Raw genomic sequence first — 25,305 nt, forward strand, 5'->3', positions numbered from 1 at the left:
GTTAATGCATTTATTCTAAACGACTATTCTTTAGAATTTGATTTGTACTTACCCTTAAATCCTAAATTAATGTGAGGATAAGCTTGCTTTCACTCGCATAGAATTTGTTTTTTGATGAATATAGTTAACTAATTCGACGATCATATCATAGCGCATAAACGGAGTGATAAGATATATCCCGTAAAAATGTTCTAAAGCTGTATCAAGTAGCTCTTTCGAAATAGCTATACTTTCTTTTGTTGATTGTGCTCGATTTCCTTCTGCTGCTTTCATACGAGATCGAGCTTCATCTGTAAGCTTTATCCCCGGTACTTCATGGTGTAAAAATTCAGCATTCTTTGTAGACGTTAATGGCATAATTCCAATAAAAATCGGAGTATCTATATGTGAGGTCGCTTGTTTCAAAGCAATTATTTTATCTTTGCTATACATGGGTTGTGTCATGATGTAATCAGCACCACTTGCGATCTTTCTCTCCAATCGAGCAATCGCCTTTTCTACATTATTCACATTTGGACTAAAAGCTGCTCCTACGGTAAATGCAGTATGTTCTCTTAGAGAATGCCCAGAAAATGACATGCCTTGATTTCCTTTTTTAATTCGTTCAATTAATTTAAATGAATTCACATCAAACACGGATGTTGCTCCTGGAAAACTGCCAATTTTAGTTGGGTCGCCAGTTATTGCTAAAATTTCATGAATTCCTAAAATGTGCAATCCCATTAAATGCGACTGTAAGCCAATTAAATTACGGTCTCGGCAAGCTATATGGACTAACGGTTTGATTCCTTGCTCTTTAATAATCGTTGCAATAGCTGTATTACATATTCGCGGTGTTGCAAGCGAATTATCGGCAAGTGTTACTGCATCGATTCCAGCTTCTTTCAATGCTTGTATTCCCTGGTGGTATTCTGTCATATCTAAATGTTTGGGAGCATCTAATTCAACAATAATGGTATGTCGTTCTTTTGCTAATTCTGCCAGCGATTTTTCTTTTCGTTTCCTTTTTAACATCACCCTATCCTGCTTTGGAAAGTCTACCACTTTTTCAGTAATAGGATTAGTAGCATTCAAGCCCTCAGCTAATGCTTTAATATGGTTAGGTGTTGTTCCGCAACACCCTCCTACTAAACGAACTCCTTGCTCTCTTAATTGGCTGGCACACTCCCTAAAATAATCCGGTTCATTTTCGTAATAAAGTACACCATCGCGATAAGCAGGTAAGCTTGCATTTGGGTAAGCAGCTAAAAAAGCCCTTTTCGGTATAGGAACCGATTGTAAAGAGGTGATTATTTGCGACGGACCAAAACGACAGTTCACGCCAACGAGATCAGCACCTAAAGCTTCCAGTTGTTGTAATGCTTCAGCCAACGGTGTTCCATTTTCCAAAATCCCCGGAACATGCATCGATACATTTGCAATAATAGGGATTTTCGTTTCCTCCCGAGCAATTTCCAACACCATCTTTAATTCATCGAGATTATAATAAGTTTCTAAAATGAGCCCATCTACTCCCTCCAAAAGCAAACAATATAATTGTTCTCGGAAGCTTCGCTTAATTTCCTCTTTTGTTTCGTTTAAAGCTTGAACGCCATGAATACCGCCAATCCCCCCTACAATGGATACTCCTTTTTGCCGAGCTTCCTTTGCAATTTGCACAGCCTTTTGGTTGATCCTTTTCACCTGATCCTCCAACCCATATCGTGCTAATTTAATATAATTTGCACCATATGTATTTGTTTGAATGACTGTTGCTCCAGCATGAATATACGCTTCATGTACTTGTTGAACTTGATTTGGATGGGTTATGTTTAATTGTTCAAAACTTTGATCGATTCCATAGGAATAAAGCATCGTTCCCATAGCACCATCGGCAATTAAAATTTGATTTTGTAATTGTTGTAATAAGCTCATGTCGGTTTCTCCTCCTTTGCATCAAATCATCTGCTCATACTCATGATAGGTCTTACTAACAGTTCATGCGGAAAAATGGTTTTAACATAGTAAAAGGCATCTTTCACCTTATTAAATAATCGAAAAGGTAAAAGATGCCTTTAGTTGTCTAATCGGCATGTGCTTTATTTGGAATTTTGTAACGAATGATTGTTATTCATATTCGCAAACCGCTTTTTCTCCGTTATGTCAATTTGTGTAACCCTTCCAGCGTGTACAGTAATGACTACAGAACCGAAATCAATTGCATCTAAGCTTTTTCTTACATACTCCCATTGTACTTCATTCAATTTACCCATTTTCCCATCTTCCCTTCTCATGTTATTCAAAGTACAAGTAACCAAACTGGAACTTGTAAAAGCCTAGTGCCCTTGGAAGAAAAGCGCCTGTTCATAACAAAAAACCTCTTCCTTTTGATAAATAAGAAGAGGTGGATTATTTTATAAGTCTATCGCTCTTCTTATCTTTCAGGCATAATGCTTGCTGGAATTGGCACAGTACTTCAACAAAGTCTGTTGCCGAGGTTTCGCTGGGCCAGTCCCTCCACCTCTCTGGATAAGAAATCATCTAATATTAAATTTGTTTAATACTCTACACCGAAAGTGTATTATTGTCAATAATTTATTTATAAAATTTTTGCAAATATTAATACAAATAGGTTTTATACATACATTCTCGAAGCGCTTTTCAGACTTATTCATAGTTGTTCAATAGGATTAAACCTAATTCCATTAGCTGTCGAGCACACTTGTTTGAATATATATTAGATTTTTATGATTCCTTAACACCACCCACAAATTGACTTTTTTTGTTAGATTTTAAATCGTTAATGATAATTAGATTTAACTATCGTATAATGACCATATGAAGGTTGTGATAATTTACTTAATTTCTGTTTCACAAATACAAATGGAAGCAAATTTTTCTTTGATTCCTAGTCTCTCATGGACTAGGATACATGGTTCTAAAAATTTTCTAGGAAGCAGGTGAGTTTGATGTATACTGAAAAAGTATTGTCGTTAAGAAATTTATCCATGAGTTATGGAAGTAAAAGCGTATTAAATAACATTAATCTCGATGTATATGCTGGACAAATCATTGGGTATATTGGGCCTAACGGTGCGGGAAAGAGTACTACACTTAAAATCATGCTCGGGTTAATAGAAGAATATAGTGGGACGGTAGAACTTTTTGGAGTAGATATTGCTACAAGTGATTACTCCTACAAACGTAAAATTGGTTATGTCCCAGAAAATGCAGAGATCTATGATAATTTAACAGCTAATGAATATTTGACATTTATCGGTGAGCTTTACGGCATGGATAAAAATAAAGCGGCTGCTAAAGCTAAAAGCCTTATGCAACAATTTGACATGGAAGATGTTTTACATACACGTATTTCTTCTTTTTCTAAAGGAATGCGGCAAAAAGTATTACTTATTTCAAGCCTATTGCATAATCCCGATCTGATCTTTTTAGACGAACCACTAAATGGGCTTGATGCTAATAGTGTCATCATCATTAAAGACATCTTGGAACAGCTTGTTGCAGAAGGAAAGACCATTTTTTATTCCTCACATATTATGGAGGTTGTAGAAAAGATTAGCAATCGCATCGTCCTGCTTAAGGATGGAGAAATTGCAGCAGATGGTACATTTGAAGAATTGCGCGAACAAAATAAGCAAGGCTCTTTAGAAAGTATTTTCAACCAGATAACAGGATTTGATGAACATAAACAAACCGCAGAGAAGTTTGTTCAAATTGTAACTGATGGTGATAATCATGAGTAAATTCTCTTTAAAAATCCTTGATCTGCTACAACCTTTTTTCCATATGCTACGTATTGATTATCACATGATGCGTAAAATTCTTGAGACGAAGCTTACGATGGATGAGCGCAGAATACCGACAGTATTTGCTTCAAATGTATCAAATAAAAAAAAGGATAGCAATCAGTTTGTAAAATCATTATTTATTTATGTATTATACGGGGTCATGCTCGTTCCTTTTTTATTTTTTGGAGATAATTATATCTTCCAAATCAGCCTCATCTTTGGTATTTCCATGTTCATTTTAATGACATCCATGGTGTCTGATTTTTCCGCAGTACTTCTAGATGTTCGCGACAAAACAGTTCTCCATACGAAACCGATTGATTCGAGAACCATTAGCGCAGCAAAAATCACCCATGTTGCAATTTATATGAGTATGTTAACAGGCGCGTTTATTATCATTCCAGCTATCGTTATGTTATTTGTACATGGAATCGGTTATTTAATGCTTTTTTTAGTAGAAATTATTTTGTTAATACTGTTCATCATGACCATCACAGCACTCATATACATTTTTATTTTACGTTTTTTCAGTGGGGAGAAATTAAAGGATATTATTAACTATGTGCAAATCCTATTATCCGTAGGTATTGTTATCGGTTACCAAATTGTCGCTCGAGCTTTTGAAATAGTTGATTTTAATTATATATATAATTTCAATTGGTGGAATGTTTTTATTCCTCCTATGTGGTTCGGCGCACCTTTTGAATTTATACTAAATGGCGATACGTCCTTTGGGATAGTGATCCTTTCTTCTTTAGCAGTCATCGGACCAGTTATTTCGGTTATGTTATATTATAAATTAATGCCGGCGTTTGAGCGTAATTTGCAAAAACTTATGGACAGTACAGAGAAATCTAAACCGAAACGATGGAATATGAACGCTATGTGGGAGCATTTATTTTTTAGAAACAAAGAGGAACGGCAATTTTTCCGGTTTTCGTCCCTTATTATGGCAAGAGAACGTGATTTTAAGCTAAAGGTGTATCCAACCTTAGGATTATCTCTTGTTTTTCCGTTTATTTTCCAATTCAACTATTTAAATCTACATTCAATTGAGCAACTTTCTCGTAGTAATATGTATTTCACCATTTATTTTTGTATGATGTTTATTGGCCTTGTAGTAATGATGCTCCAATTTTCTAGCAAATATAAAGCTGCATGGGTTTTTCAAATTACACCAATCGTTCATCATTCTTCTATTTACAGTGGCACTCTAAAAGCGTTTATTATTAAATTGTTTTTACCACTTTATTTATTATTATCGATCGTTTTTTTATTTATATTCTCTATACGAATTCTTCCTGACCTTGCGATTGTCCTTATAACAGCTATTCTACACACATTAATCAGTTATAAGGTTCTAAACAATCGTAAGTATCCATTTTCAGAAGTATTTGAGTCGACACAGCAAAGTGGATCTACGATGAAATCGTTCCTACTCATGTTTGTAGTTGGTTTATTTTTCTTAGTGCATCTATTTTTTTCCAAAATAATTTACGGTGTGTATTTATATCTAGTGATTTTAGTAGTTACTACCATTATATCTTGGAGAATCGTCTTTAAAATGAAATAAGCTGGACTATTGAATATATACCTTTTAGAATTCCCCCATCTTCTAAAAAGATGGGGGAATTGAATAGAGTAGTCGTGTGGCCTTCATAAATTATTTCCAACCAAAAATAAAACATGTCCAAGCTCATAGCAACAATAAAGCGTCTGCATTTAATATATCAATTTGTTTTTGATTCTTTTTTTTGATATAATCTTTGTCTTCGAAATCCTTTAGTACTCTGCTTACAGTTTCAGGTGTTGTCCCAATGTAAGAGGCTACCTCTTTATAATTCATTGGCAAATCAATTCGATTACTTTTGGTTTCCATATTTTCAACAAGAAATAAAGCTAACCTTGCATCTACCGACTCCGTAGCAAAACGAGTTGCTTGCATCTCTGATTGCTCCAGCCTATGAGCAAATTCTTCTAGTATTTTTAAAGAAATCGAAGGGTAATCTATTATTAATTTTTGTATAATGGAACGACTAATTATACAAACCTTTGTGTGTGCCAGGGCTTCGGCATAGGCTTCGTGAACCGTATCTTTAAAAATAGCCAATTCCCCTGTGAAATCGCCAGGTTGTAAAATCCGAACGATCTGCTCTTTTCCCTCATCAGACAACCGATAAATTTTTATCTTACCTGCATGTGTAATATACAACGATTTAGCTTTATCACCTGCACGGTATATGGTCTCCCCTCGGTTAAATGTAACAGCATGAACATGGTCCATGACTTCTTCCATTTGCGGTTGATCTAAATGGTTAAAGATAGGTACCATAGCTACACAATTAGGATGAGAATGCTTGTTACAAGTACCTCGTTTAATTGGTTTTCCTTTAGAAAACATATAAATCTCCTTTCTATAAATTGTCAAAAAGTATGCAGATTACTGGTTCAAATTAGTTTGTTTTCTTTTTCAACAAACATTTTCAAAAATCATTAACTTCGCTTTCGCAAATCGGTATTCATAAATTTATCTTTATAGATATCTTGGTCTTATTTTTGATGCATATCTGTATGAAACTTAATAAGACGCATTCCATTTAATATAACTAACATTACACTAGCTTCGTGAATAAACATACCGGAAGCTAGATGAACAGAACCATTTAATACACCAACTAGCAAAAAGGCTACTGTCCCTATTGCAATCCACGTATTTTGCTTCATACTACGAACTGTCGCTTTTGCTAATGCATAAGCATGAGAAAATTGAGCCAGTTTACTTGCCATAAGCACAACATCAGCTGTCTCCATAGATATATCTGTTCCGCCATCTCCCATAGCTAAGCCAATATCAGCTGTCGCAATCGCTGGTGCGTCATTAATCCCATCCCCTACCATCGCAACATAATATCCAGATTGTTTTAATTGCTTTATATAGTCTACCTTAGCTTCCGGTAATAATTCGGCATGATAACTATCTAAATGTAAATTTCTTGCTACTAGAGCAGCCATATGGGAATTATCCCCCGTAAGCATGGTCATTTTACGAATACCGCTTTTTCTCATGTTTTGCAAAGCATCTAAAGCATCTTCCCTAATTTGATCAGCGATGGATACAGCACCTGCTATTTTTTGATTTATAGCTGCCAAAATAACGGTGTTACCTCTTTTCTCTTGCGTTTCCTTATATTGAAGCATTTCTTGAGATAAAATAATGTCTTCCTGCATCATAAGACTTTTATTACCTATAATTAGCTCCTGTCCCCCTACCTCTGCTTTTATCCCTTTTCCTTTTACAATCTGTCCGTTCTTTACATTTTCATAAAGCGGTAACCTTCGTTCATTTGCTTCTTTAACAATGGTTTTCCCTAGATGGTGTTCAGAAATCACTTCTGCTTCGGCTATGATTTGCAGTAACCCATTTTCTTTTAAATGGTGATCCCACACTTTAATTGCAGTTATCTCTGGTTTCCCTTTAGTTAATGTTCCAGTCTTGTCAAAAACAATTGTATCTACTTTGGCTAAGCGTTCCATTACTTCGCCACCTTTAACAAGCACCCCGTTTTTTGCTCCATTTCCGATTCCTGCTACATTGGAAACTGGAGCACCAATAACAAGCGCACCTGGACAGGCAATAACTAAAAATGTGATTGCCATATGAAGGTCTTGCACGATAATATACACCAGTATGGAAAGAGCAACAACAAATGGTGTATAAATCTGTGAAAATTTGTTTAAAAATTTTTCTGTATTTGACTTGCCGTCCTGCGCTTCTTCTACTAATTCAATAATCTTTGCAAACGTTGTGTCATCTCCGACCTTTTCAGCAATCAATTCGATGTATCCCTGATCAACAATGGATCCACAAAAGATATCATCATTCCTTCGCTTGTAAGCTGGTATAGATTCACCTGTCACTGTAGACTCATTGATTTGAGCCCTGCCTTTGATTATTTTTCCATCTACTGGAATTTTTGCGCCTGAATGCACAGTGACTCGTTCGCCAATCACCACCTCTTCCACTGGAACTTTAACAGTCTTCCCATCTCGAATAACCTTAGCCTCTTGTGGCGCCATATCCATTAGTTCACTCAAAGAGGATCTTGTTCTTTCTAGCGTACGTGCTTCCAGAAAATCGCCGAACAAAAATAAAAATGCCACCACAGACGATTCAATGTATTCTTGAATAAGTACTGCACCAACAATGGCAATGGTAACGAGTAATTCAATGCTAAACACTTTCAACCGTAAAGCTTGAAAGGCCTTTATAAAAATTGGAATTCCTGCAATCACTGTTGCAAAGATTAAAAAGCCATTTTGAACCCCTTTTCCACTAATTATACCTAAAAGTACTCCTAAAATGATCGATATAAAAGCTATTCCCGTTATATGCCTTTTATACCTTTGAACAAAAGCAGTCACTTCTACACCTCCTTTACAAAATGTTGGTTCGATACTTCTACCTTAATAAACCTTTGTTCTAATGTAATTGACGAGCCTCAACTTAAAAGCAATTTTCATAATTAGAAGATCATAAACAACATTTAGTAAAAAATACCCAACGAACATGTTTACTCACTAGCAAGTGCACATAACACAAGAGAAACCTATAATCGTCCTTTTTCACTTGAATGCGAAATTTCAGAATAAAGTGCATGGATCATTCTCGAAATGCGAGCCATGATGGTTTCTTTCATTCAAGAAAAATTTGGCTATCGCCAAATTGCTGTGACGATAGCTGTAGTTTTGCTTTTATTATAATCCATAATAATTTAGTACTTTCGTATAAAAAGCAAGGCCATCAGAGCCAACACTACCAACATCTAAGTTTGTTTTTGGGATAAGACAGCGTACCCTAATTTGCTAATCTTTTCTACTAATTGATCTATATCAACTTTTTTCTCATCATATTCCACTTTTGCCTTGCTTGTATTAAACAGAATCCTAGCTTTCCGAACGCCTGGCTCTTTTCCTAAAGCTATTTCAATTTTTTTAATACATGACGGACAAGTTAACGGCTCTAATTGTAATACTACATTTGCCATCATAACTTCCTCCTTAACTATAATGTACTTTTATTATAATCAGTTACATAAGGAAACGAATTGAGGTACATCAAGTTTATACTTGGATGCTGGTAGCTTTTGTTTAGTGCCTTAAACAGATTACTGCCTATTTGCTTCAATTCGCCCAAATATCATTACGATCCCCACGCATCATTGTGTGCCTTGAAATTGGAGAAATATATCTTGTAGTGTCGGTTACGTAATTTTCAAATAGTGATAGTAAATCATAGATCTGTGTCGCATAATTAGAAATTTTTTCTTTCGAGGTGCGAATGTTATGATCCCATGCTTCAACACTTTTCCCTTCATTTGTTTGCATAAAGGTCGTTATTAGGATGTTTATCCCTTTTGTCAATTTGTTTAGCAATCACCACCGCCGCTCCTGCTGCCTAATTTAATAGCTCCCCAAGCCAAGCATTCAATCGGCTAACGACTGTTTTTGAAAACTCTTTGGGCTTCTTTTTTACCTTTACTTAGAATAAAAGCTTGAATAGCTCCTACACCGCCTCCTGCTGCTTCAGACTTTCTTTTAGGTTTATCAGATTATCCTAAAAGAAAAAACATGAAAGAAAGTAAGGTTGTACAAGAGTTAAAAAACGGAAATGAGCTATGACGGTGAACTAGACGAAGAAACAATCAAGCTTGTAAAAAAAAGCACTAAAAAATGGAATGAAATAAGTTAAAGGGTGAAATTAATGAGGTTCAAGTAAATAATTTAGACCATAATACATAAATAAAACCTATCCAACATCTTCACTGCTGATATTGGATAGGAGTTTTTCTACTTAAAAAAAGAATCGCAAACTAGCCATACTGCACATTGCTACAATAACAGTTAATAATAAACTTCGAGTAAATAAAGCAACTAAAATTGTCGGAAGAGCAGCAAGTAACCGTAAATTACCTATAACATAACTAAATTCATGATTAGGAATGAGAACTTCTTGAACAACTAGTGCTGTCATAACAGCGATAGGAATATGTTCAAGCCATTCAATAACCTTACTAGGTATCTCCATCTGACTTAACATCATAAGCGGAGCACTTCTAGGTAAAAATGTTACAATTGTCCCAAAGATAACGATCACCAATAAAGTTAAATCCATTGTCATTTTTTAATCACCATCCCTATAGTTGCAGCTACGACTGTTGCAAAAATAATATGTAATCCACCAACAGTAATAAACTGACTTAAAATTAGCATCATAGCAACAGTTGTTGTAAAAACAACTAAATCTATACCCCAGCGTTTTCGACTAAGAAATTGTAAAACAATTAGACCAATAAACATTCCTGATAAGGCAAAGTCCATTCCAAATTTCTCAGGATTAGATAACCAAGTACTGAAGTATGAACCTGCTACATTCGCCACAATCCAATTCACATAAGCAGTTAAATTTAATCCCATTAACCATTCAAATTTAAGTGGTTTATTTTTTAATGTTTCGTTTGCAATAACTCCGTAAGTTTCATCCGTTAATAAAAAACCATTCAGTGCATTTTGTTTTAAACTAAAAGCTTGAAAATGTGGTGCTAATGAAGCACTTAATAATAAATAACGTAAGTTAACAATAAAAATAGCAACAACTACTGAAATTATTGGTGCTCCAACAACAATCATTCCAGCCACAACAAACTGGGCAGATCCGGCATAAAGTAGCATAGAAATAAGTAGCACCTCAAAAGGGCTCATTCCAGCTGAAGTTTGTACAACACCAGCTGCTAAACCAATCCCTAAAAAACCTAAAACGGTTGGTAAACAATCTTTTACTCCTTGCCAAAATGGTTTTACCATCATACTTTCATCTCTATTTGTATATTCCATAACAGCACTCCCTTTAGTAGTTTGTAAACTAACAACTATAAAAATTAGTTTAAGAGAACGATCCTAAAATAAGGATCGTTACTCAAAAAATTATTATTTTCCACTTACTACTCTCTTCAAGTCAGGACGTTTACGCCATAACTGATCCAGCTTTTCTGCGCCATATTTTTCTGTGATTTCTACAATCATAATATCATGTCTTATATATTCTTCCGCCACGAGGACGAGTGCAGGATCTTCTGTTTTTACCGCCCAGGCAGAACCATTATCTAAAAAGTTCGCAATAATGACTTCTTGATGATCACGAGCAGCAATCGTCAAATAACCATCCATTCGTTCACTGACAACTTCTGGCCTCATATAGTTATGATGATATGTATGACCAAATTGCATCTGTTCAGCTCCAAAAAGTAAAGAGAAGAATTCAATTCCAGATTCTTCTTGTCTCTTAATTGTCGGTTGCAAAACTTTCGCTTGCTCATGCCATAGTGAAAGTAAAACTTCTTGATGAGCTCGTTGTATAAGACTGTTCATTTCTTCTAATACAAAATCACTCGACTTAATCCGCCAAATGGTGTTCACCTCTTGTTCAGACTCAATAGATGCTAATTCTTTAGACAAAAAGGTAAACGACTCATCAAAATCTTGTTTCATTCTTTCAATTAATTGTACTGGATTTACTGGAGAATATGTAACTGGCTCCGTTGGAACAGTGTAAATAGCGCCTTTGTCTAAGAGTTTTCCTAAGACTTCATAAATCATTGATCTTGGAACTCGAGTTCGTTTGCTCACTTCGTAACCTGTAATTGGTGAGTGCTTTAGTAATCCAATATAAGTACGACATTCATAAGTAGAAAACCCTAACTTTTCTAATTGATGAATTAATTTTTTTTCCATTTAATCACCTTAGTAGTTTATTTAATAACTACTAAATTAAAGTATATGTATCACTTTGTCAAGTATATAATTGATCGTTCTGAATAATCCAATACTTCACCTTCTATTACTTGATCTATTATATATTGAATAATCCAAATAAATGAAACGAAATAATAACTTAATCCGTACTATATAACCAAATGTAAAAAGGAACACTTACTCCAACTACAAATATTTAGTAGATAAATTTATTATTAATCAACTTGGGAATATTGAATTACAAGAAATAACTCCTAGAGATATCCAGTCTCTGCATAATGATATAAAAGAACATACAAATTATCTTCTGAAAACTTACGTAAAATTCTTTCTATCATTAATGCGCTTCTTCACCTAGTAATTTAAGCATCTCAACTATTTTTTCACTGTCTTCTTGACAGGGAGCAGTTCAACGTAATAGGTGTGGGCTATTATTTTACGCTTACCATAATAACCAAAACACCTGTTACCTAATAGACAATCGAGTGCTTTATAGTTAGCTATATAAACTTAATTCATTAGATTAAAATACCATCTCGCATAATTATATGGCAATCTTTTATAAACAAAATATCATTATATAAACTCTTGATGGTACAACCATCAAGAGTTTTTCAGAGCAATCTCATTTATTAATTTCTTTCTATTTATCCACCTTAAAAATCTTCTTCCCATGCTTCTTTTGCATCCAATAACCTTTGTGATAAAAACTCATAAAAATTTTCCGCCGTATTGTAGGCATCAAGTCCTCCTTGCTTATTCCACGCTATTACTGGACACTCATCATTCTCCATATTGCTTGTATCTAAACAGTAGGCATATTCATCTATATCCTCAATAACTACTAAATTCTCACTCATTCCTAACTCCCTATAACTCTCCGTTTCAATAATAACAGTAGCAATATTAGACTTAGCCACTCCTAAAATATCTACACCATATAAACCACCAGACCCATAATTACTTAAAAACCACTTATAACTTTTTGGTAATTCCACCCCTAGCTCATTTTGGATAGAATTAATTTGACTTTCATCTACTCCCCCTGTAAAGTCATCTGATTCCTTATGCTCATTAATAAAATTGATCAATTCCTCTTTATTCATTCAGATTTCTCCTTTTATAATTCACCTTTATCTATTTGTTTAGCTCTCCATCTCCATCTCCAATATTTCGATCTAAAGTTTTCATATTGTTTTTTCAAAACAGGGTCATTTCTAAAGCTTCCTCCATTCTCCACTAAACCATGCAATATCCTATCATATTCTTTATGCATACTATTCGGGAGCTCCACCATTGACCCAGGTTCTCTTTGGATTAAATGATGAAGTTCTATTTTAGTTCCATCTTTCCAAATTGGAGGACTTCCTTTTTTCATTAATTGATAATTTGACTTCCCAGTTTTTGGATCTCTTCTCTTGTAATCAATATCTATTCTTTGATAGACGCGTCTACTAGTATCTCTAACTTTTCCATTAATTGTAGTAGTCCCATTATACTCTACAGCCTTATAGTTTTTATATTCTTTGCCCGTACCTTTAGTCTCTACCCTTTTCCCTCCGCTATTCTCCATATTAACCATCTGCGGATTGACGTGGTTCTCAAGAACTTTATCTCTTAGTATAAAGTTTGCGCCACCAGTTGAAAGGGCATAGTCTTTACCAAAAGTGAACTTCTCTGTCACTTTAGCCATTCCAGCTTTAGCTGCATCAACCTTTTTCCGATAATAGTTGCCGCTAAAAGGCTTACTACCTAATAACTTCGGCGCTTTTCTTGCTGCGCCTGCACCTAGTTTTGCAACGCCTGAAGCTCCTTTGACAGCCAAACTACCTGGTATTAAGGCAGGAATGGTCCCACCAGTAACGTACATAACTCCTTCACTTTCCACAGTATCTGTGAAGGCTTGGGCAGTTGATTCAACCGCACGTATAGGGTCTTGTAAGAATTGTATCGCAGCTCGTGTGTAGGCATCAACTGTTTCATCTGCACTTTCTTTTAACCAAGATGGCTCCACAGGATCGGGAACAACACCAGATGCGGCAACAACACCTGCATCCTTAACTACGGTTAGCAGTCCCGTGACCATGCCAGCAATGCTGTTGACTATTCCTTTTTCAAAATCATCGACAGCTTTATTAACACTACTGACAACGTCCATGACACCTTCAAAGAAGTTCGTATATTTCCTTTTTACGTTTCCGGCCAAGTTATTGTATTCATCATCTGCATTTTCAAATCTTTTTACTTTGGAATTATATAAATCCCATAACTCGTCCATATTACGTTCTAGCTTTTTTCTGGTTGCTTCAATACTCGTTTGAATTCTCTCCATATGGCGTCGGTTGATCTCACTTGCTTCTTTTTCCGCATCCGTTGGGTCATCAAACATACCGAAAAATGAAGCAGGTTGCTGATAGCTTTTGTTTAGTGCCTTAAACAGATTATCGGTAATACCGCCCTCTATTTGCTTTAGATTCGCCCAAATATCATTACGATCCACACGCATCATCGTAATTTCTTGAAATCGCTAATGTTCTGATCCCATGCTTCAACACTTTTCCCCTCATTTGTTTGCACAAAGGTACTCACTTTATCAAGTGAATCGTCCATTTTTTCTAAAGCACACTTATATGTCCGAAGTTCGCCAATAATATCATCTAAAACCCCATAATTAATTTGTAAGTCACGCTTCACAAACTATCCCCCTTCTCCCTATACTTTTAATCCCCTTGCTTTTAAGACATTTCAGTTTTCTTCCTCTATATAAATCTTAATGGTAAAATAACCCATACACCATGCATCTTTTTTCCTTGTTTTTACATAGGTGTTTTTTACTACTTAAACTTTTTTAATCTTTATTTGAATATATAAAAACACCATCTCTTGTAACTAATTTCATCTATAGTTACAGAAGATGGTATCGTTAATAAAAAAATGATGTGCTCACTTCATTTTATCCACACATCCATAATGCATTCAAAAGGCAAACATTGCCCAGCTAGACTTATGTATTTATTATGTTTATTAATACTGGTTATCTTACCTTTTATTTTATAAAAATCGTGCTTATCAAAATACTAGAATATGACAGTTAAATCATTTGCTACAGCCATTAACAGCTTATTAATTATTTCCTCTTGTTGTTGTTCGTCCAAAAGTGGCTTTTCTTTATAACCCTGTTTCTCCCAATTTGTAAATTAAATAAAAATTTACATTATTATAATAATATGTAATAATATTACTAAAATTATAAAGGTGGAATTTATTATGAATGAAAATATCAAAAACACTGGAACACAAGGAGCTATCCAAGATATTGATAAAACAATTGCTGACATGGTAGCTGCAATTCCTTCCGATGGTTTAGCAGTAAATACTTACTGGTGTCGTCCATGTATATCTTGGACAGATGCCATATATTACTCGGGTGTGAACATCGAATCAAGTAATGTCACAAATGTAACACCTTTATTTCTTGGTGAAAATACTTTCAACAATACTACACCTCTAGAACAAACCTACTATACTGCTTCTTTTAGTCAAGAGGTTACGACTTCAAAGTCTACTACCACAGAACATGGTTTCTCATCATCTACAGAAGTTGGAGGAAAGACCGGCATTCCTTTTGTAGCTAGTGGGGAAGTTAAAGAAACTCTTGAATATAATTTTAATCACACAGACACACAAACCACTAGCATTACAACTACCATTGCATCGCCACCACAGCCTGTTACAGTACCAGCGAATAAGATATACAAAGCTCAAGTATATTTTGAAAAAAATACTACGTCAGGAAACGTAGAGTTGTTTGCTGATGTATTAACATGCTTTGGATCGTATGGAGTGATATACCCAATAGGAAAGGCTATAGAAATGACAGATAACACATATGGGTTGATTAAATCTCCTAACGATAGTAAACAAGTTCGAGCAAAGGGTAAAGGGAAATTTAAAGTTGAATACGGTACAAATCTAATAGTTAATATTTATGATGTAACTGCTGAAAAGGCAGACACTGTAGAAGAAAGTAAATTAGTTAAAACAAAGGTTATTCCAATAGATTAACAGAGAATTAAACACAATTTGATTCTAGTCAATAATAAAGCCGCATGAAAACAAGCATACTAATTTTTACTTTATGTGGCTTTATTCCTTTGTTTATTTATTCTAATCACACTTATTACTGCTAGCTATCAATATGCTTACTTAATAGCCCTAGTACCAGAACCAACATAAATATTACGCTTACTTCTTCCTGTTCTAATACGATATTTTGCAATTAAATGATGTTAAGAACCAGTAAAAACCAATATAAATTACTTTAAACAACGAATTGGTCGGCAAAAATGCCACAAAAAAATAGGCTTCTACTCTCGTTAGAGTAAAAGCCTATGATATCAACGTTTATAAGAGAGCTTCCAAGCGGACTTGAACCGCTGACCCCCACCTTACCATGGTGGTGCTCTACCGACTGAGCTATGGAAGCGTTAAATGGCTCCACAGGTAGGATTCGAACCTACGACCGATCGGTTAACAGCCGATTGCTCTACCACTGAGCTACTGTGGAATAATTGAATACATCACGTTTTTATTATACCACATAATGAAAAAGCAAATACAAAAATATGTATAGTAAAAAGCCTGGCGGCGTCCTACTCTTGCAGGGACAAAGTCCCAACTACCATCGGCGCTGGAGAGCTTAACTACTGTGTTCGGCATGGGAACAGGTGTGACCTCTCCGCCATTACTACCAGGCAAAGTTGCTATCTGTTATGTTGTGCTTCAAAGAGGCACAAATCTTATTATAATCGTTTTNCTTCCGTTTCGCTCGCCGCTACTCGGGAAATCGCGTTTGCTTTCTCTTCCTCCGGGTACTGAGATGTTTCAGTTCCCCGGGTATGCCTCTTCTACCCTATGAATTCAGATAGAAGTACTGCTCCATTACGAGCAGCGGGTTCCCCCATTCGGAAATTCCTGGATCGATGTCTACTTACGACTCCCCAGGACATATCGGTGTTAGTCCCGTCCTTCTTCGGCTCCTAGTGCCAAGGCATCCACCGTGCGCCCTTATTCACTTAACTAATCTTACATTTTTATCTATGAATAAGCATATTGCTTTTCAGCTTTTGGTTTTCTAGCTTCAGCTCATAGCGATTAGCATGACTTCCTTCCTCTTCGTACGATAAGTCAACATCAATTCACTTACGTTCATCGTGTTTCCTTTATCTCCTTCGAGTCAGTCCAGTCTGTACATCGCTAAACATTCGCTTCCGCTTTTGGTTTGATGTCGTTGTTACTCTTATTTAGTTTTCAAGGTACAAAAATGGAGCCTAGCGGGATCGAACCGCTGACCTCCTGCGTGCAAGGCAGGCGCTCTCCCAGCTGAGCTAAGGCCCCGTATACTTAATTATTCAGATGGTGGGCCTGAGTGGACTTGAACCACCGACCTCACGCTTATCAGGCGTGCGCTCTAACCAGCTGAGCTACAGGCCCATCCTATAACTATAAAATAGAATGATACAATACTATTCCATCACTCTCTCAAAACTGAACCAAACAACCAAGTATGTTGGGCCTGCATGATGCAGGTCATGCCGACGTCGCCACAGGACGTGGCGAATTTAGTCGGTTTCCGTATAATTCCTTAGAAAGGAGGTGATCCAGCCGCACCTTCCGATACGGCTACCTTGTTACGACTTCACCCCAATCATTGGTCCCACCTTCGGCGGCTGGCTCCAAAAGGTTACCTCACCGACTTCGGGTGTTACCAACTCTCGTGGTGTGACGGGCGGTGTGTACAAGACCCGGGAACGTATTCACCGCGGCATGCTGATCCGCGATTACTAGCGATTCCGGCTTCATGCAGGCGAGTTGCAGCCTGCAATCCGAACTGAGAATGGTTTTATGGGATTTGCTTGGCCTCGCGGCTTCGCTGCCCTTTGTTCCATCCATTGTAGCACGTGTGTAGCCCAGGTCATAAGGGGCATGATGATTTGACGTCATCCCCACCTTCCTCCGGTTTGTCACCGGCAGTCACCTTAGAGTGCCCAACTAAATGCTGGCAACTAAGATCAAGGGTTGCGCTCGTTGCGGGACTTAACCCAACATCTCACGACACGAGCTGACGACAACCATGCACCACCTGTCACTCTGTCCCCGAAGGGAATGCCCTATCTCTAGGGGTGTCAGAGGATGTCAAGACCTGGTAAGGTTCTTCGCGTTGCTTCGAATTAAACCACATGCTCCACCGCTTGTGCGGGTCCCCGTCAATTCTTTTGAGTTTCAGCCTTGCGGCCGTACTCCCCAGGCGGAGTGCTTAATGCGTTAACTTCAGCACTAAGGGGCGGAAACCCCCTAACACCTAGCACTCATCGTTTACGGCGTGGACTACCAGGGTATCTAATCCTGTTCGCTACCCACGCTTTCGCACCTCAGCGTCAGTTACAGACCAGAGAGTCGCCTTCGCCACTGGTGTTCCTCCACATCTCTACGCATTTCACCGCTACACGTGGAATTCCACTCTCCTCTTCTGTACTCAAGTCCTCCAGTTTCCAATGGCCCTCCACGGTTAAGCCGTGGGCTTTCACATCAGACTTAAAGGACCGCCTGCGCGCGCTTTACGCCCAATAATTCCGGACAACGCTTGCCCCCTACGTATTACCGCGGCTGCTGGCACGTAGTTAGCCGGGGCTTTCTGGTTAGGTACCGTCAAGGTGCCAACCTATTCGAATGGCACTTGTTCTTCCCTAACAACAGAGTTTTACGATCCGAAAACCTTCATCACTCACGCGGCGTTGCTCCGTCAGACTTTCGTCCATTGCGGAAGATTCCCTACTGCTGCCTCCCGTAGGAGTCTGGGCCGTGTCTCAGTCCCAGTGTGGCCGATCACCCTCTCAGGTCGGCTACGCATCGTTGCCTTGGTGAGCCTTTACCTCACCAACTAGCTAATGCGCCGCGGGCCCATCTGTAAGTGACAGCATATGCCGCCTTTTAACATTGCGTCATGCGACGCTTTGTTTCATCCGGTATTAGCCCCGGTTTCCCGGAGTTATCCCAGTCTTACAGGTAGGTTGCCCACGTGTTACTCACCCGTCCGCCGCTCGTTCCACAAGCGTCACTCCCGAAGGAGATCTGCTTGCTTCCCGCGCTCGACTTGCATGTATTAGGCACGCCGCCAGCGTTCGTCCTGAGCCAAGATCAAACTCTCCATAAAAGTTTGTGATGATGAACACCGTTCTTCATCATTCTTAGCTTCTTCTGAGATTTCTCTCAGTTTATTTCTTAAGAAAAACAGGGTTTGTTTTTCCTTGACATACTGGTTGTTTTGTTCAGTTTTCAAAGAGCAATTTTTTATCTGTCGTTTTTTGCGACAAGATATAATTTATCATGTTTTCAAGTAGTTGTCAACATTTTTTTCGAAAATATTTTTCTCGTTTTTCTCTGTTGATTTGTCGTTTAATGACAACAGAATTTACTATAGCATATATATTTTAAAATAGCAATAGGAAAAACTAATTTTTTGTTTTTACATATACAAACTCCCCCTAATTCTTACACAGAGTACCATTCTCATACCTCATACAGTGCCTTACTCGTCCATACATTTATAATATAATGAGAATCTCTTCTCTTCATTTACTGCCGATTAGAGACCCTCTATTGATTTAGAAGTGCCTATTTAAATCATACATGCTCTAGCAGAAAAGGAAGCTACTCTATTTAGCGCTTATTAATTATTTAAAGTTTTTTTTGGCATGTATTTCAAACACTCTTTTTCATTAGCTACTCTGCGAAATAACTGAAACAACATTTGGTATCTTTCACGCATAGAATCTTTTACTATTTTATCTATTCGAGAATCCTCTAAATCCATTAATAGCTCTTCCAACTCTCGTCTGATTAAATATTCCAGTTCCCTTTGCTCTATGTTATTAATTAGTAATCCTAACATGTTTGCACCGCCTTCATCGTTATTATAATTCTAGTTGTTTTCTGTTTTTCAGTCTTTCCTACTCCTTTAAAATCATACAAACAGGTATATAAAATTATTCGCAGATCATCCCGAATTATGTCGGTTTTTAATCATTATTTTACTAATTTTTATTAACAGAGATGCTGATTTGAAAGATACATGTTGGATAATCCTGATGGCTAGAAGCTTTAAATGCCCTATTTCATAAGAGACTTAAGTGAATGAAAAGCCTCCCACTTGTTAAAGACTCACTTATTAACTAGGTTAATTCAACAATAAAGCTGATTGGCTACACAAGTTTTGATTCTCAATTATTGTAAACCTTATTACAACTTTATGATGTACTTAGAACTAACTAGTCTCTATCAAGGAATGTTATAGCGTTCCTTTAACAAAAGTTTTCACGCAAGTATCTATTTATTCTATTTTATAAATAAAAATCATGCCTAAAATTAGTTAGCATATCTTACGAATCTACAACCAAGTTAAAATAAATCTCATTTAGTGGAGCTGCTTCTACAACAAACGCATTGAGGTATTTTTTATTAAAGGACGTGGCTAATCGCCAAGTCTTTATGAATTTTTCTCTCGTAATATTATAGGCTCTTTCATTTCTATACTATTGCATAGTTGAAATAAATTAGTTCTTAAATCTCGTATGACTACATACCTTTTAGTAATGTTCTTTTATAACATATAACCTGCATCGTTCTTTTCATTTTACGCGGACAAGCCATGATACAGATTCGTTCACCTGTTTACTTACTTGTAATGCCAAATGGCTTATCGTCGATTTTCATCATAGCCAAGCACGGATATACACCACATGTATGAGGAATTGGAACATTCCTTATTTATGGGAAGCAAAAGTGGAAATAAACAATAAATGGACTAGGCGTGTTATTTCACGCTTCTGAAAAACAAAATGTTAAGAGGGAGGAAAGATTGTGGAACATTTTTATGTATGGCGTTTCAATAAGTGGAAACGGTGGTTAACTGTAGCTGTTGTTGCTCTATTTACAGCAACATTTTTATGGTTAGAGTGGAACGGGGAATTTACGGTTTTCTCCAACAAGGAACCATCAGCTATGTCAAAAGGAAACGCAAACGAAAATAATATTGCCCTAACTTTTAATATTAGCTGGGGAGAAGAACGCGTTCATGACATTCTAAAAGAACTAAAAGAAGAAGGTGTACAAGCAACTTTTTTTATAAGTGGAGAGTGGGCAGAAAGACATCCGGCTATTGTTGAAAAAATCACGGAAAACAAACATGAATTAGGAATGCTTGGTTATCGCTATAAAAGTTATTTGGATAGAGAATTGGACACGGTAAAAAAAGATTTGCGAAAAGCCCAAGAAGTTTTTGGTAAATTAGGGTATGAAGATTTGCGTTTATTACGACCCCCTAACGGTCATTTTAATAAAGAAATTATTGAAACAGCTGAGAATATGGGATATAACGTCATTCACTGGAACGTGAATCCAAACGATTGGAAAAATCCTGGCTCAGATACAATTGTAGATAATGTCATGAAGCAAACCACGAATGGAGATATTGTTTTACTACATGCTTCTGATTCGGTCAAACATACAGCGAAAGCGCTGGAAACGATTCTACCTGGCTTGAAAAACAAAGGGTTTTCGTTTGTTTCTATGACTGAACTAATAAATCAAGCACACGCTAGCACTGAATTCGTTGACTAATTACTAATTCGAGAATTTGGACTAGCATTCTAGCTATTTTTATTAGAAATAACTTGCTATCGCCAAAGTCTTTATGACGATAGAGCGCCGTCGTTTTTCTTATACTATACTATGAAACCCTAAAAATTTAATATCTTCCTAATAGTGTAAACAAAATAAAAATGCGTCGACAAAATGATCGACGCATTTTTATTTTGTTTCACTGTTTTTTTCACAAGTAGACACCTACAACACGAATATTACGAAATTACATTCTGGCTTTTATCTCCACCAAAGTGCATTTATGCCTTCTTTTTTTTCGTAGTTGTTTTAGATACATCCTGCTTTTGAGACTTACTCGGATTAATGCGATGAAGTACCAGCAATTGATATGTGTTACAAGCTAACAACGGAATGATCATTAACCAAGCATAATCCGTACCTTCCGTCCGCAATCCTGGCACCCATTCGACCGTTGTTATCACTACCATTAGAAATAAAGCAGGAATAAATGCTTGCTTATTCGTTTCCTTTGCTTTAATCGTCGCAACAATCCACCCATAGGCTAATATAGCTAAAGCCATAAGAATATACCAATAGATAGCCACCTCACCTTTTGTAGCTTGATATGGAAAATAAATCAGATCAAACAATACAAATGCAATGAGAAGTACTTGTACGGTTGGCCAAAAAGAACGAAATAGTCCTAGCCCAAAGCGATTAATAAACAAGTATGCAAAAAAACCAGTCTGACTGACTACACTAAACACAAGACCTAACCCTATAAAAAAGATAAGTAGCCCTAATAACTCCATCCAATTCATTGGATTAAGAATAGCTGCGTAGTCCTCTGCTTTTACAAAAAAGCTTGTAATAAGCCCTGCTAAACCGCCTATTAGCAATGTTTTAAAAAAGAAATTGACTAATTTTCTCGTGTTCAACGTTCCATCCCCCTATATATGTAACGTTTCTGTCTATATTTTTCACCGTCACGGAAAGTTTTTATAAATAAACATCCTCTCTCCTTATGAAGAACGAAGCACTTTATCTACAACAAAACCTTCCTCCCGTATTCTACCATGAAGTAACCGTTTTTTCCTTACGAAACGAATATTTTTCATGTTATTCACACACATTAAAACAGAGAAGAAAGGAGGGTTTCCAATTGAAGACGAATCGATTCAAAATCCTTGGCATCGTTGCCATTGTTTCTTTCATAGTTATTAGTGGCTGTACCGATGGAAATACCTCGGACAAAGAAGGAGATTATGATACAACAAAGAAAATGGTTGTTGATATATTACAAACGGAAGAGGGTAAAAAGGCAATTCGTGAATTAATGACCGATGAAAAGTTGAAACAGGAACTAGTTCTGGACTCTGACGTTGTTAAAAAATCAATTAACGAGGCACTCGTATCAGAAAAAGGAAAACAGATGTGGACGATCTTATTTCAAGATACCGACTTTGTAAAAGAATATACAAAATCAATGCAAGAAGAACATATGAAGCTTATGAAGCGGCTAATGAATGATGCAGATTACCAAAAACAGATGCTTGAATTATTACAAAACCCAGAAATGACAGATCAAATGCTTCAAGTAGTAAAAAGCCAACAATTTCGAGAGCATCTTGAAGAAACGATTCAACAAACGCTAGAAACACCACTTTTCCAAGAAAAAATGCAAGAGACATTATTAAAAGCAGCTGAGAAGCAAGGAAAGCAACCAAAGGAAGAGGGTAAAGACAAAGAAAGTGAAGGCGGTAGCGATGGAGGTACAGAAGAATCAGGTGGTGGTGGCTAACACTATCCTGCTTCTACCACGAACACTGACATACGGTCATAACAGGTATAAGCGTAAACTTTAAAGCCACGTTTTGATGTCTTATTGTTGATTTTGCGACTTTTCTATTACGTATCCCACTTTTATGACCCAATACAACTCGAATAGCAAACCGTATTAGAAAAACTTGGCTTATTGCGAAATTTTTCTAACAGAAAGACGCTGTCGTTTTTCTTATACTATCAACCTTTAAACTTTTATTAGCGCAAAAAGACGTCTCAGGGACACTCACGCTATTCCCGAGACGTCATTTAACTTTCACGCTTCTAATTGCGCCACTATTTTGGCAGCGATCTTATGATAAGCTTGTCCAATTGGATGGTCTTGCTGATAAATGGATGGAGCAAATACATCCTCTTCTTCATAAGGTTGCTGCAACGGCAACTGGCCAAGTACTTTTGTTTTTAACACTTCTGCCAGCTTCTTGCCACCGCCTTGTCCAAACACGTACTCCTTCTCACCTGTAAGCTGACTTTCGAAATAAGCCATATTCTCAATGACACCTAGAATTTCATGCTCCGTTTTTAACGCCATTTGACCAGCACGAGCGGCAACAAACGCCGCTGTAGGATGAGGTGTTGTAACGACGACTTCCTTACAGGATGGAAGTAATTCATGGACGTCCATCGCGATATCGCCTGTTCCGGGTGGTAAATCAAGCAATAAATAATCAAGATCGCCCCATTCTACTTCCTTAAAGAAGCTGTTTAACATCTTTCCAAGCATCGGCCCACGCCAAATAATTGGTGAATTATCTTCTACAAAAAATCCCATAGAAATAACTTTTACACCAAAACGTTCCACTGGAATAATTTTTTCACCACGAACCTTTGGACGTTCCTCCACGCCCATCATATCGGGAACACTAAATCCATAAATATCGGCATCAATAATGCCTACTTTTTTCCCTAAACGCATGAGCGACATCGCTAAATTAACCGTTACCGTCGATTTACCAACACCGCCTTTTCCACTGGAAACAGCGATAAATTTCGTGCCGCTGTTACCACCCATCAATGTAGCTTCTTGCTCCTTTTCAGCGGCAGGTTGGTATTTCTTAATCACATCATCTGGTAATTGTTCAAATCGTAGACCAACCGTTGTCGCTCCGTTTTTCTTCAAAATCCCAACAATTTCTTGTTGCAGTTGCATCTGTTCAGCAGTGTTTGTTTTTGCGATAGCGACTTTTACACTTACATGTTTCTTTTCTTCTTTAATATTTACTTCCTTTACGCCTTCCGTTTCTTCTAGCGATATATGTAAAAAAGGATCTTTTACAGAGTTAAGCAGTTGAATTACTTCTTCTTTTGTTAGCATTGAATCACCATCCCTTTGTAAATGCATACATCGACAGTATAACATAAAACAGACGATCCTTCAGTTCATGGGCTTGTTCAATTATAACAAGTCCGTATGTACGAAAAAGTGGTGACTCTTATTCGTAATAAAAGTTAATCCTCCCCTTCCTCTGCCTTTATTTCCTCCGTAGCATACCGTAAAATTCCTTTATAAATACTCGCAGCTACTTTCTGTTGGTAATCCGTATCTTTTAATAATTCTCGCTCTTCAACGTTAGATAAAAAACCTATTTCTACAAGTGCACCAGGCGTCTCTGCGTACTTCAGTAAATAGACATTGTTAATGGCTAGAGCTGCACGATTGGTGTTTTCTAAATTACGAATAAACTCTGCCTGAATCATTTCTGCCAAATGCTTATTTTCATCCTTTTGGGGGTTATAAAATGTCTGCGCCCCTCTCCATTTAGTTGAAGGTAGTGCATTTAAGTGCAATGAAATAAATAAATCTGCTTCTTGTTCATTGATGAACGACAATCGATTTCGAATATCCTCTGATTTTCGTTTCGATAACCCTTTTACATTCTCAGAAGCAAGATCCCTATCTGTTTCTCGCGTTAAATACACGATTGCTCCCACTTGCTGTAAATACTTTTGCAACTTCTTAGAAACTTCTAGCGAAATATCCTTTTCCTGTGTATCATCCTTACCAACAGCTCCGCCATCAGGCCCTCCATGTCCCGGATCAATCACAATCGTCTTTCCAGATAAGGGTAAGGAAAAAGAAGATCCTACGTCAAGTGAAAGTTGATTTTTAATTGGTAGTTGAATAAGGTAACCTAATATAAAAACACCCACCAGCCATAATACGATTTTATACCATCGCTTCAAATACTCCCCCCCTTTTTTTCAT

21 protein-coding genes, 4 tRNA genes, 2 rRNA genes, 1 pseudogene, 1 riboswitch and 1 other annotated feature are annotated in these 25,305 nt (G+C 37.0%); of the genes and pseudogenes, 6 read left to right on the forward strand and 22 right to left on the reverse strand.

The features are described 5' to 3' along the window. Positions 1–66: 66 nt before the first annotated feature. Together B2C77_RS19785 and B2C77_RS19790 are read right to left on the reverse strand one after the other, a co-directional pair. Complete coding sequence (locus B2C77_RS19785; protein ID WP_077706600.1) at positions 67–1,914, reverse strand: bifunctional homocysteine S-methyltransferase/methylenetetrahydrofolate reductase; 1,848 nt, start codon at positions 1,912–1,914, stop codon at positions 67–69. A gap of 164 nt (positions 1,915–2,078) precedes the next feature. Further along, positions 2,079–2,252 carry a YezD family protein gene (locus B2C77_RS19790; protein ID WP_077706601.1) on the reverse strand — a complete coding sequence of 58 codons (174 nt, stop codon included), beginning with the start codon at positions 2,250–2,252 and terminating at the stop codon, positions 2,079–2,081. A 158-nt stretch (positions 2,253–2,410) separates the two neighbouring features. After that, positions 2,411–2,515: riboswitch (SAM riboswitch) on the reverse strand. 433 nt (positions 2,516–2,948) lie between these two features. On the opposite strand from B2C77_RS19790, the gene B2C77_RS19795 reads away from it, so the two are divergent. After that, the gene (locus tag B2C77_RS19795) at positions 2,949–3,743 is read left to right on the forward strand and encodes an ABC transporter ATP-binding protein (protein ID WP_077706990.1); all 795 of its coding nucleotides are present in this window, start codon (positions 2,949–2,951) and stop codon (positions 3,741–3,743) included. Next, positions 3,736–5,361 (forward strand): hypothetical protein, encoded by a 1,626-nt coding sequence (locus B2C77_RS19800; protein ID WP_077706602.1) that lies wholly within the window; start codon positions 3,736–3,738, stop codon positions 5,359–5,361. The genes B2C77_RS19795 and B2C77_RS19800 overlap by 8 nt, the downstream gene beginning before the upstream one ends. A gap of 123 nt (positions 5,362–5,484) precedes the next feature. Here the strand turns inward: B2C77_RS19800 and B2C77_RS19805 are convergent, their stop codons facing one another. The 7 genes from B2C77_RS19805 to B2C77_RS19835 form a co-directional block, all read right to left on the reverse strand. Then, on the reverse strand, positions 5,485–6,189 hold the full coding sequence (locus B2C77_RS19805) for a Crp/Fnr family transcriptional regulator (RefSeq protein ID WP_077706603.1): 705 nt from the start codon (positions 6,187–6,189) through the stop codon (positions 5,485–5,487). Positions 6,190–6,338: 149 nt separating this feature from the next. Continuing rightward, the gene (locus tag B2C77_RS19810) at positions 6,339–8,210 is read right to left on the reverse strand and encodes a heavy metal translocating P-type ATPase (RefSeq protein ID WP_077706604.1); all 1,872 of its coding nucleotides are present in this window, start codon (positions 8,208–8,210) and stop codon (positions 6,339–6,341) included. 401 nt (positions 8,211–8,611) lie between these two features. Beyond that, positions 8,612–8,833 (reverse strand): heavy-metal-associated domain-containing protein, encoded by a 222-nt coding sequence (locus B2C77_RS19815; RefSeq protein ID WP_077706605.1) that lies wholly within the window; start codon positions 8,831–8,833, stop codon positions 8,612–8,614. Positions 8,834–8,969: 136 nt separating this feature from the next. After that, positions 8,970–9,173: a hypothetical protein gene (locus B2C77_RS19820; RefSeq protein ID WP_176087377.1), complete on the reverse strand. Its 204-nt coding sequence runs from the start codon at positions 9,171–9,173 to the stop codon at positions 8,970–8,972. 466 nt (positions 9,174–9,639) lie between these two features. Next, complete coding sequence (locus tag B2C77_RS19825) at positions 9,640–9,966, reverse strand: AzlD domain-containing protein (RefSeq protein WP_077706607.1); 327 nt, start codon at positions 9,964–9,966, stop codon at positions 9,640–9,642. Then, complete coding sequence (locus B2C77_RS19830; RefSeq protein ID WP_077706608.1) at positions 9,963–10,679, reverse strand: AzlC family ABC transporter permease; 717 nt, start codon at positions 10,677–10,679, stop codon at positions 9,963–9,965. Before B2C77_RS19830 ends, B2C77_RS19825 begins: the two co-directional genes overlap by 4 nt. 93 nt (positions 10,680–10,772) lie before the next feature. After that, positions 10,773–11,576 carry a TrmB family transcriptional regulator gene (locus B2C77_RS19835; protein WP_077706609.1) on the reverse strand — a complete coding sequence of 268 codons (804 nt, stop codon included), beginning with the start codon at positions 11,574–11,576 and terminating at the stop codon, positions 10,773–10,775. Between the two features lie 190 nt (positions 11,577–11,766). On the opposite strand from B2C77_RS19835, the pseudogene B2C77_RS22605 reads away from it, so the two are divergent. Then, positions 11,767–11,955, forward strand: a pseudogene (locus tag B2C77_RS22605) (tyrosine-type recombinase/integrase); the annotation flags it as partial. Between the two features lie 298 nt (positions 11,956–12,253). Here the strand turns inward: B2C77_RS22605 and B2C77_RS19845 are convergent. The 3 genes from B2C77_RS19845 to B2C77_RS19855 are packed head-to-tail and all read right to left on the reverse strand — an operon-like array spanning position 12,254 to position 14,291. Continuing rightward, positions 12,254–12,703 (reverse strand): SMI1/KNR4 family protein, encoded by a 450-nt coding sequence (locus B2C77_RS19845; protein WP_077706610.1) that lies wholly within the window; start codon positions 12,701–12,703, stop codon positions 12,254–12,256. Between the two features lie 14 nt (positions 12,704–12,717). After that, positions 12,718–14,106 (reverse strand): HNH/ENDO VII family nuclease, encoded by a 1,389-nt coding sequence (locus B2C77_RS22230; RefSeq protein WP_254844012.1) that lies wholly within the window; start codon positions 14,104–14,106, stop codon positions 12,718–12,720. Beyond that, positions 14,103–14,291, reverse strand: coding sequence for a hypothetical protein (locus tag B2C77_RS19855; protein ID WP_077706611.1), 189 nt, complete (start codon positions 14,289–14,291; stop codon positions 14,103–14,105). The genes B2C77_RS22230 and B2C77_RS19855 overlap by 4 nt, the downstream gene beginning before the upstream one ends. Before the next feature lie 573 nt (positions 14,292–14,864). Here B2C77_RS19855 and B2C77_RS19860 point away from each other — a divergent pair. Beyond that, positions 14,865–15,662 carry an ETX/MTX2 family pore-forming toxin gene (locus tag B2C77_RS19860; protein ID WP_077706612.1) on the forward strand — a complete coding sequence of 266 codons (798 nt, stop codon included), beginning with the start codon at positions 14,865–14,867 and terminating at the stop codon, positions 15,660–15,662. Between the two features lie 348 nt (positions 15,663–16,010). On the opposite strand, the gene B2C77_RS19865 is transcribed toward B2C77_RS19860, so the two are convergent. The 7 genes from B2C77_RS19865 to B2C77_RS19895 all read right to left on the reverse strand — a co-directional run bounded on the left by B2C77_RS19865 (position 16,011) and on the right by B2C77_RS19895 (position 19,548). Further along, positions 16,011–16,083 (reverse strand) — tRNA-Thr (locus B2C77_RS19865). 6 nt (positions 16,084–16,089) lie between these two features. Continuing rightward, positions 16,090–16,164, reverse strand: a tRNA-Asn gene (locus B2C77_RS19870). 72 nt (positions 16,165–16,236) lie between these two features. Next, positions 16,237–16,352, reverse strand: a 5S ribosomal RNA gene (gene rrf / locus B2C77_RS19875). A gap of 55 nt (positions 16,353–16,407) precedes the next feature. Further along, positions 16,408–16,634, reverse strand: a sequence feature (23S ribosomal RNA rRNA prediction is too short). 287 nt (positions 16,635–16,921) lie between these two features. Continuing rightward, positions 16,922–16,994, reverse strand: a tRNA-Ala gene (locus tag B2C77_RS19880). Between the two features lie 19 nt (positions 16,995–17,013). Further along, a tRNA-Ile gene (locus tag B2C77_RS19885) sits at positions 17,014–17,090 on the reverse strand. Positions 17,091–17,245: 155 nt separating this feature from the next. Then, a 16S ribosomal RNA gene (locus B2C77_RS19890) occupies positions 17,246–18,810 on the reverse strand. Positions 18,811–19,326: 516 nt separating this feature from the next. Beyond that, positions 19,327–19,548, reverse strand: coding sequence for a hypothetical protein (locus B2C77_RS19895; RefSeq protein ID WP_073012091.1), 222 nt, complete (start codon positions 19,546–19,548; stop codon positions 19,327–19,329). Between the two features lie 968 nt (positions 19,549–20,516). Here B2C77_RS19895 and pdaB point away from each other — a divergent pair. Further along, positions 20,517–21,275 carry a polysaccharide deacetylase family sporulation protein PdaB gene (pdaB, locus tag B2C77_RS19900; protein WP_077706613.1) on the forward strand — a complete coding sequence of 253 codons (759 nt, stop codon included), beginning with the start codon at positions 20,517–20,519 and terminating at the stop codon, positions 21,273–21,275. Between the two features lie 281 nt (positions 21,276–21,556). Here pdaB and B2C77_RS19905 read toward each other — a convergent pair whose 3' ends face one another. After that, complete coding sequence (locus B2C77_RS19905) at positions 21,557–22,195, reverse strand: KinB-signaling pathway activation protein (protein ID WP_077706614.1); 639 nt, start codon at positions 22,193–22,195, stop codon at positions 21,557–21,559. A gap of 224 nt (positions 22,196–22,419) precedes the next feature. Here B2C77_RS19905 and gerD point away from each other — a divergent pair, with 224 nt between their 5' ends. Continuing rightward, entirely contained in the window at positions 22,420–23,058 is a 639-nt protein-coding gene (gene gerD, locus B2C77_RS19910; RefSeq protein ID WP_077706615.1) for a spore germination lipoprotein GerD, read from the forward strand. Between the two features lie 297 nt (positions 23,059–23,355). Here the strand turns inward: gerD and salA are convergent, their stop codons facing one another. Further along, a complete protein-coding gene (salA, locus tag B2C77_RS19915) occupies positions 23,356–24,414 on the reverse strand; it encodes an iron-sulfur carrier protein/transcriptional regulator SalA (RefSeq protein WP_077706616.1) in 1,059 nt (352 codons plus the stop codon). A 134-nt stretch (positions 24,415–24,548) separates the two neighbouring features. Then, entirely contained in the window at positions 24,549–25,283 is a 735-nt protein-coding gene (cwlD, locus tag B2C77_RS19920) for an N-acetylmuramoyl-L-alanine amidase CwlD (protein WP_077706617.1), read from the reverse strand. Positions 25,284–25,305: the final 22 nt, after the last annotated feature.

The sequence above is a fragment of the Virgibacillus dokdonensis genome, from assembly GCF_900166595.1.
Taxonomy (GTDB): Bacteria; Bacillota; Bacilli; order Bacillales; family Amphibacillaceae; genus Virgibacillus; species Virgibacillus dokdonensis.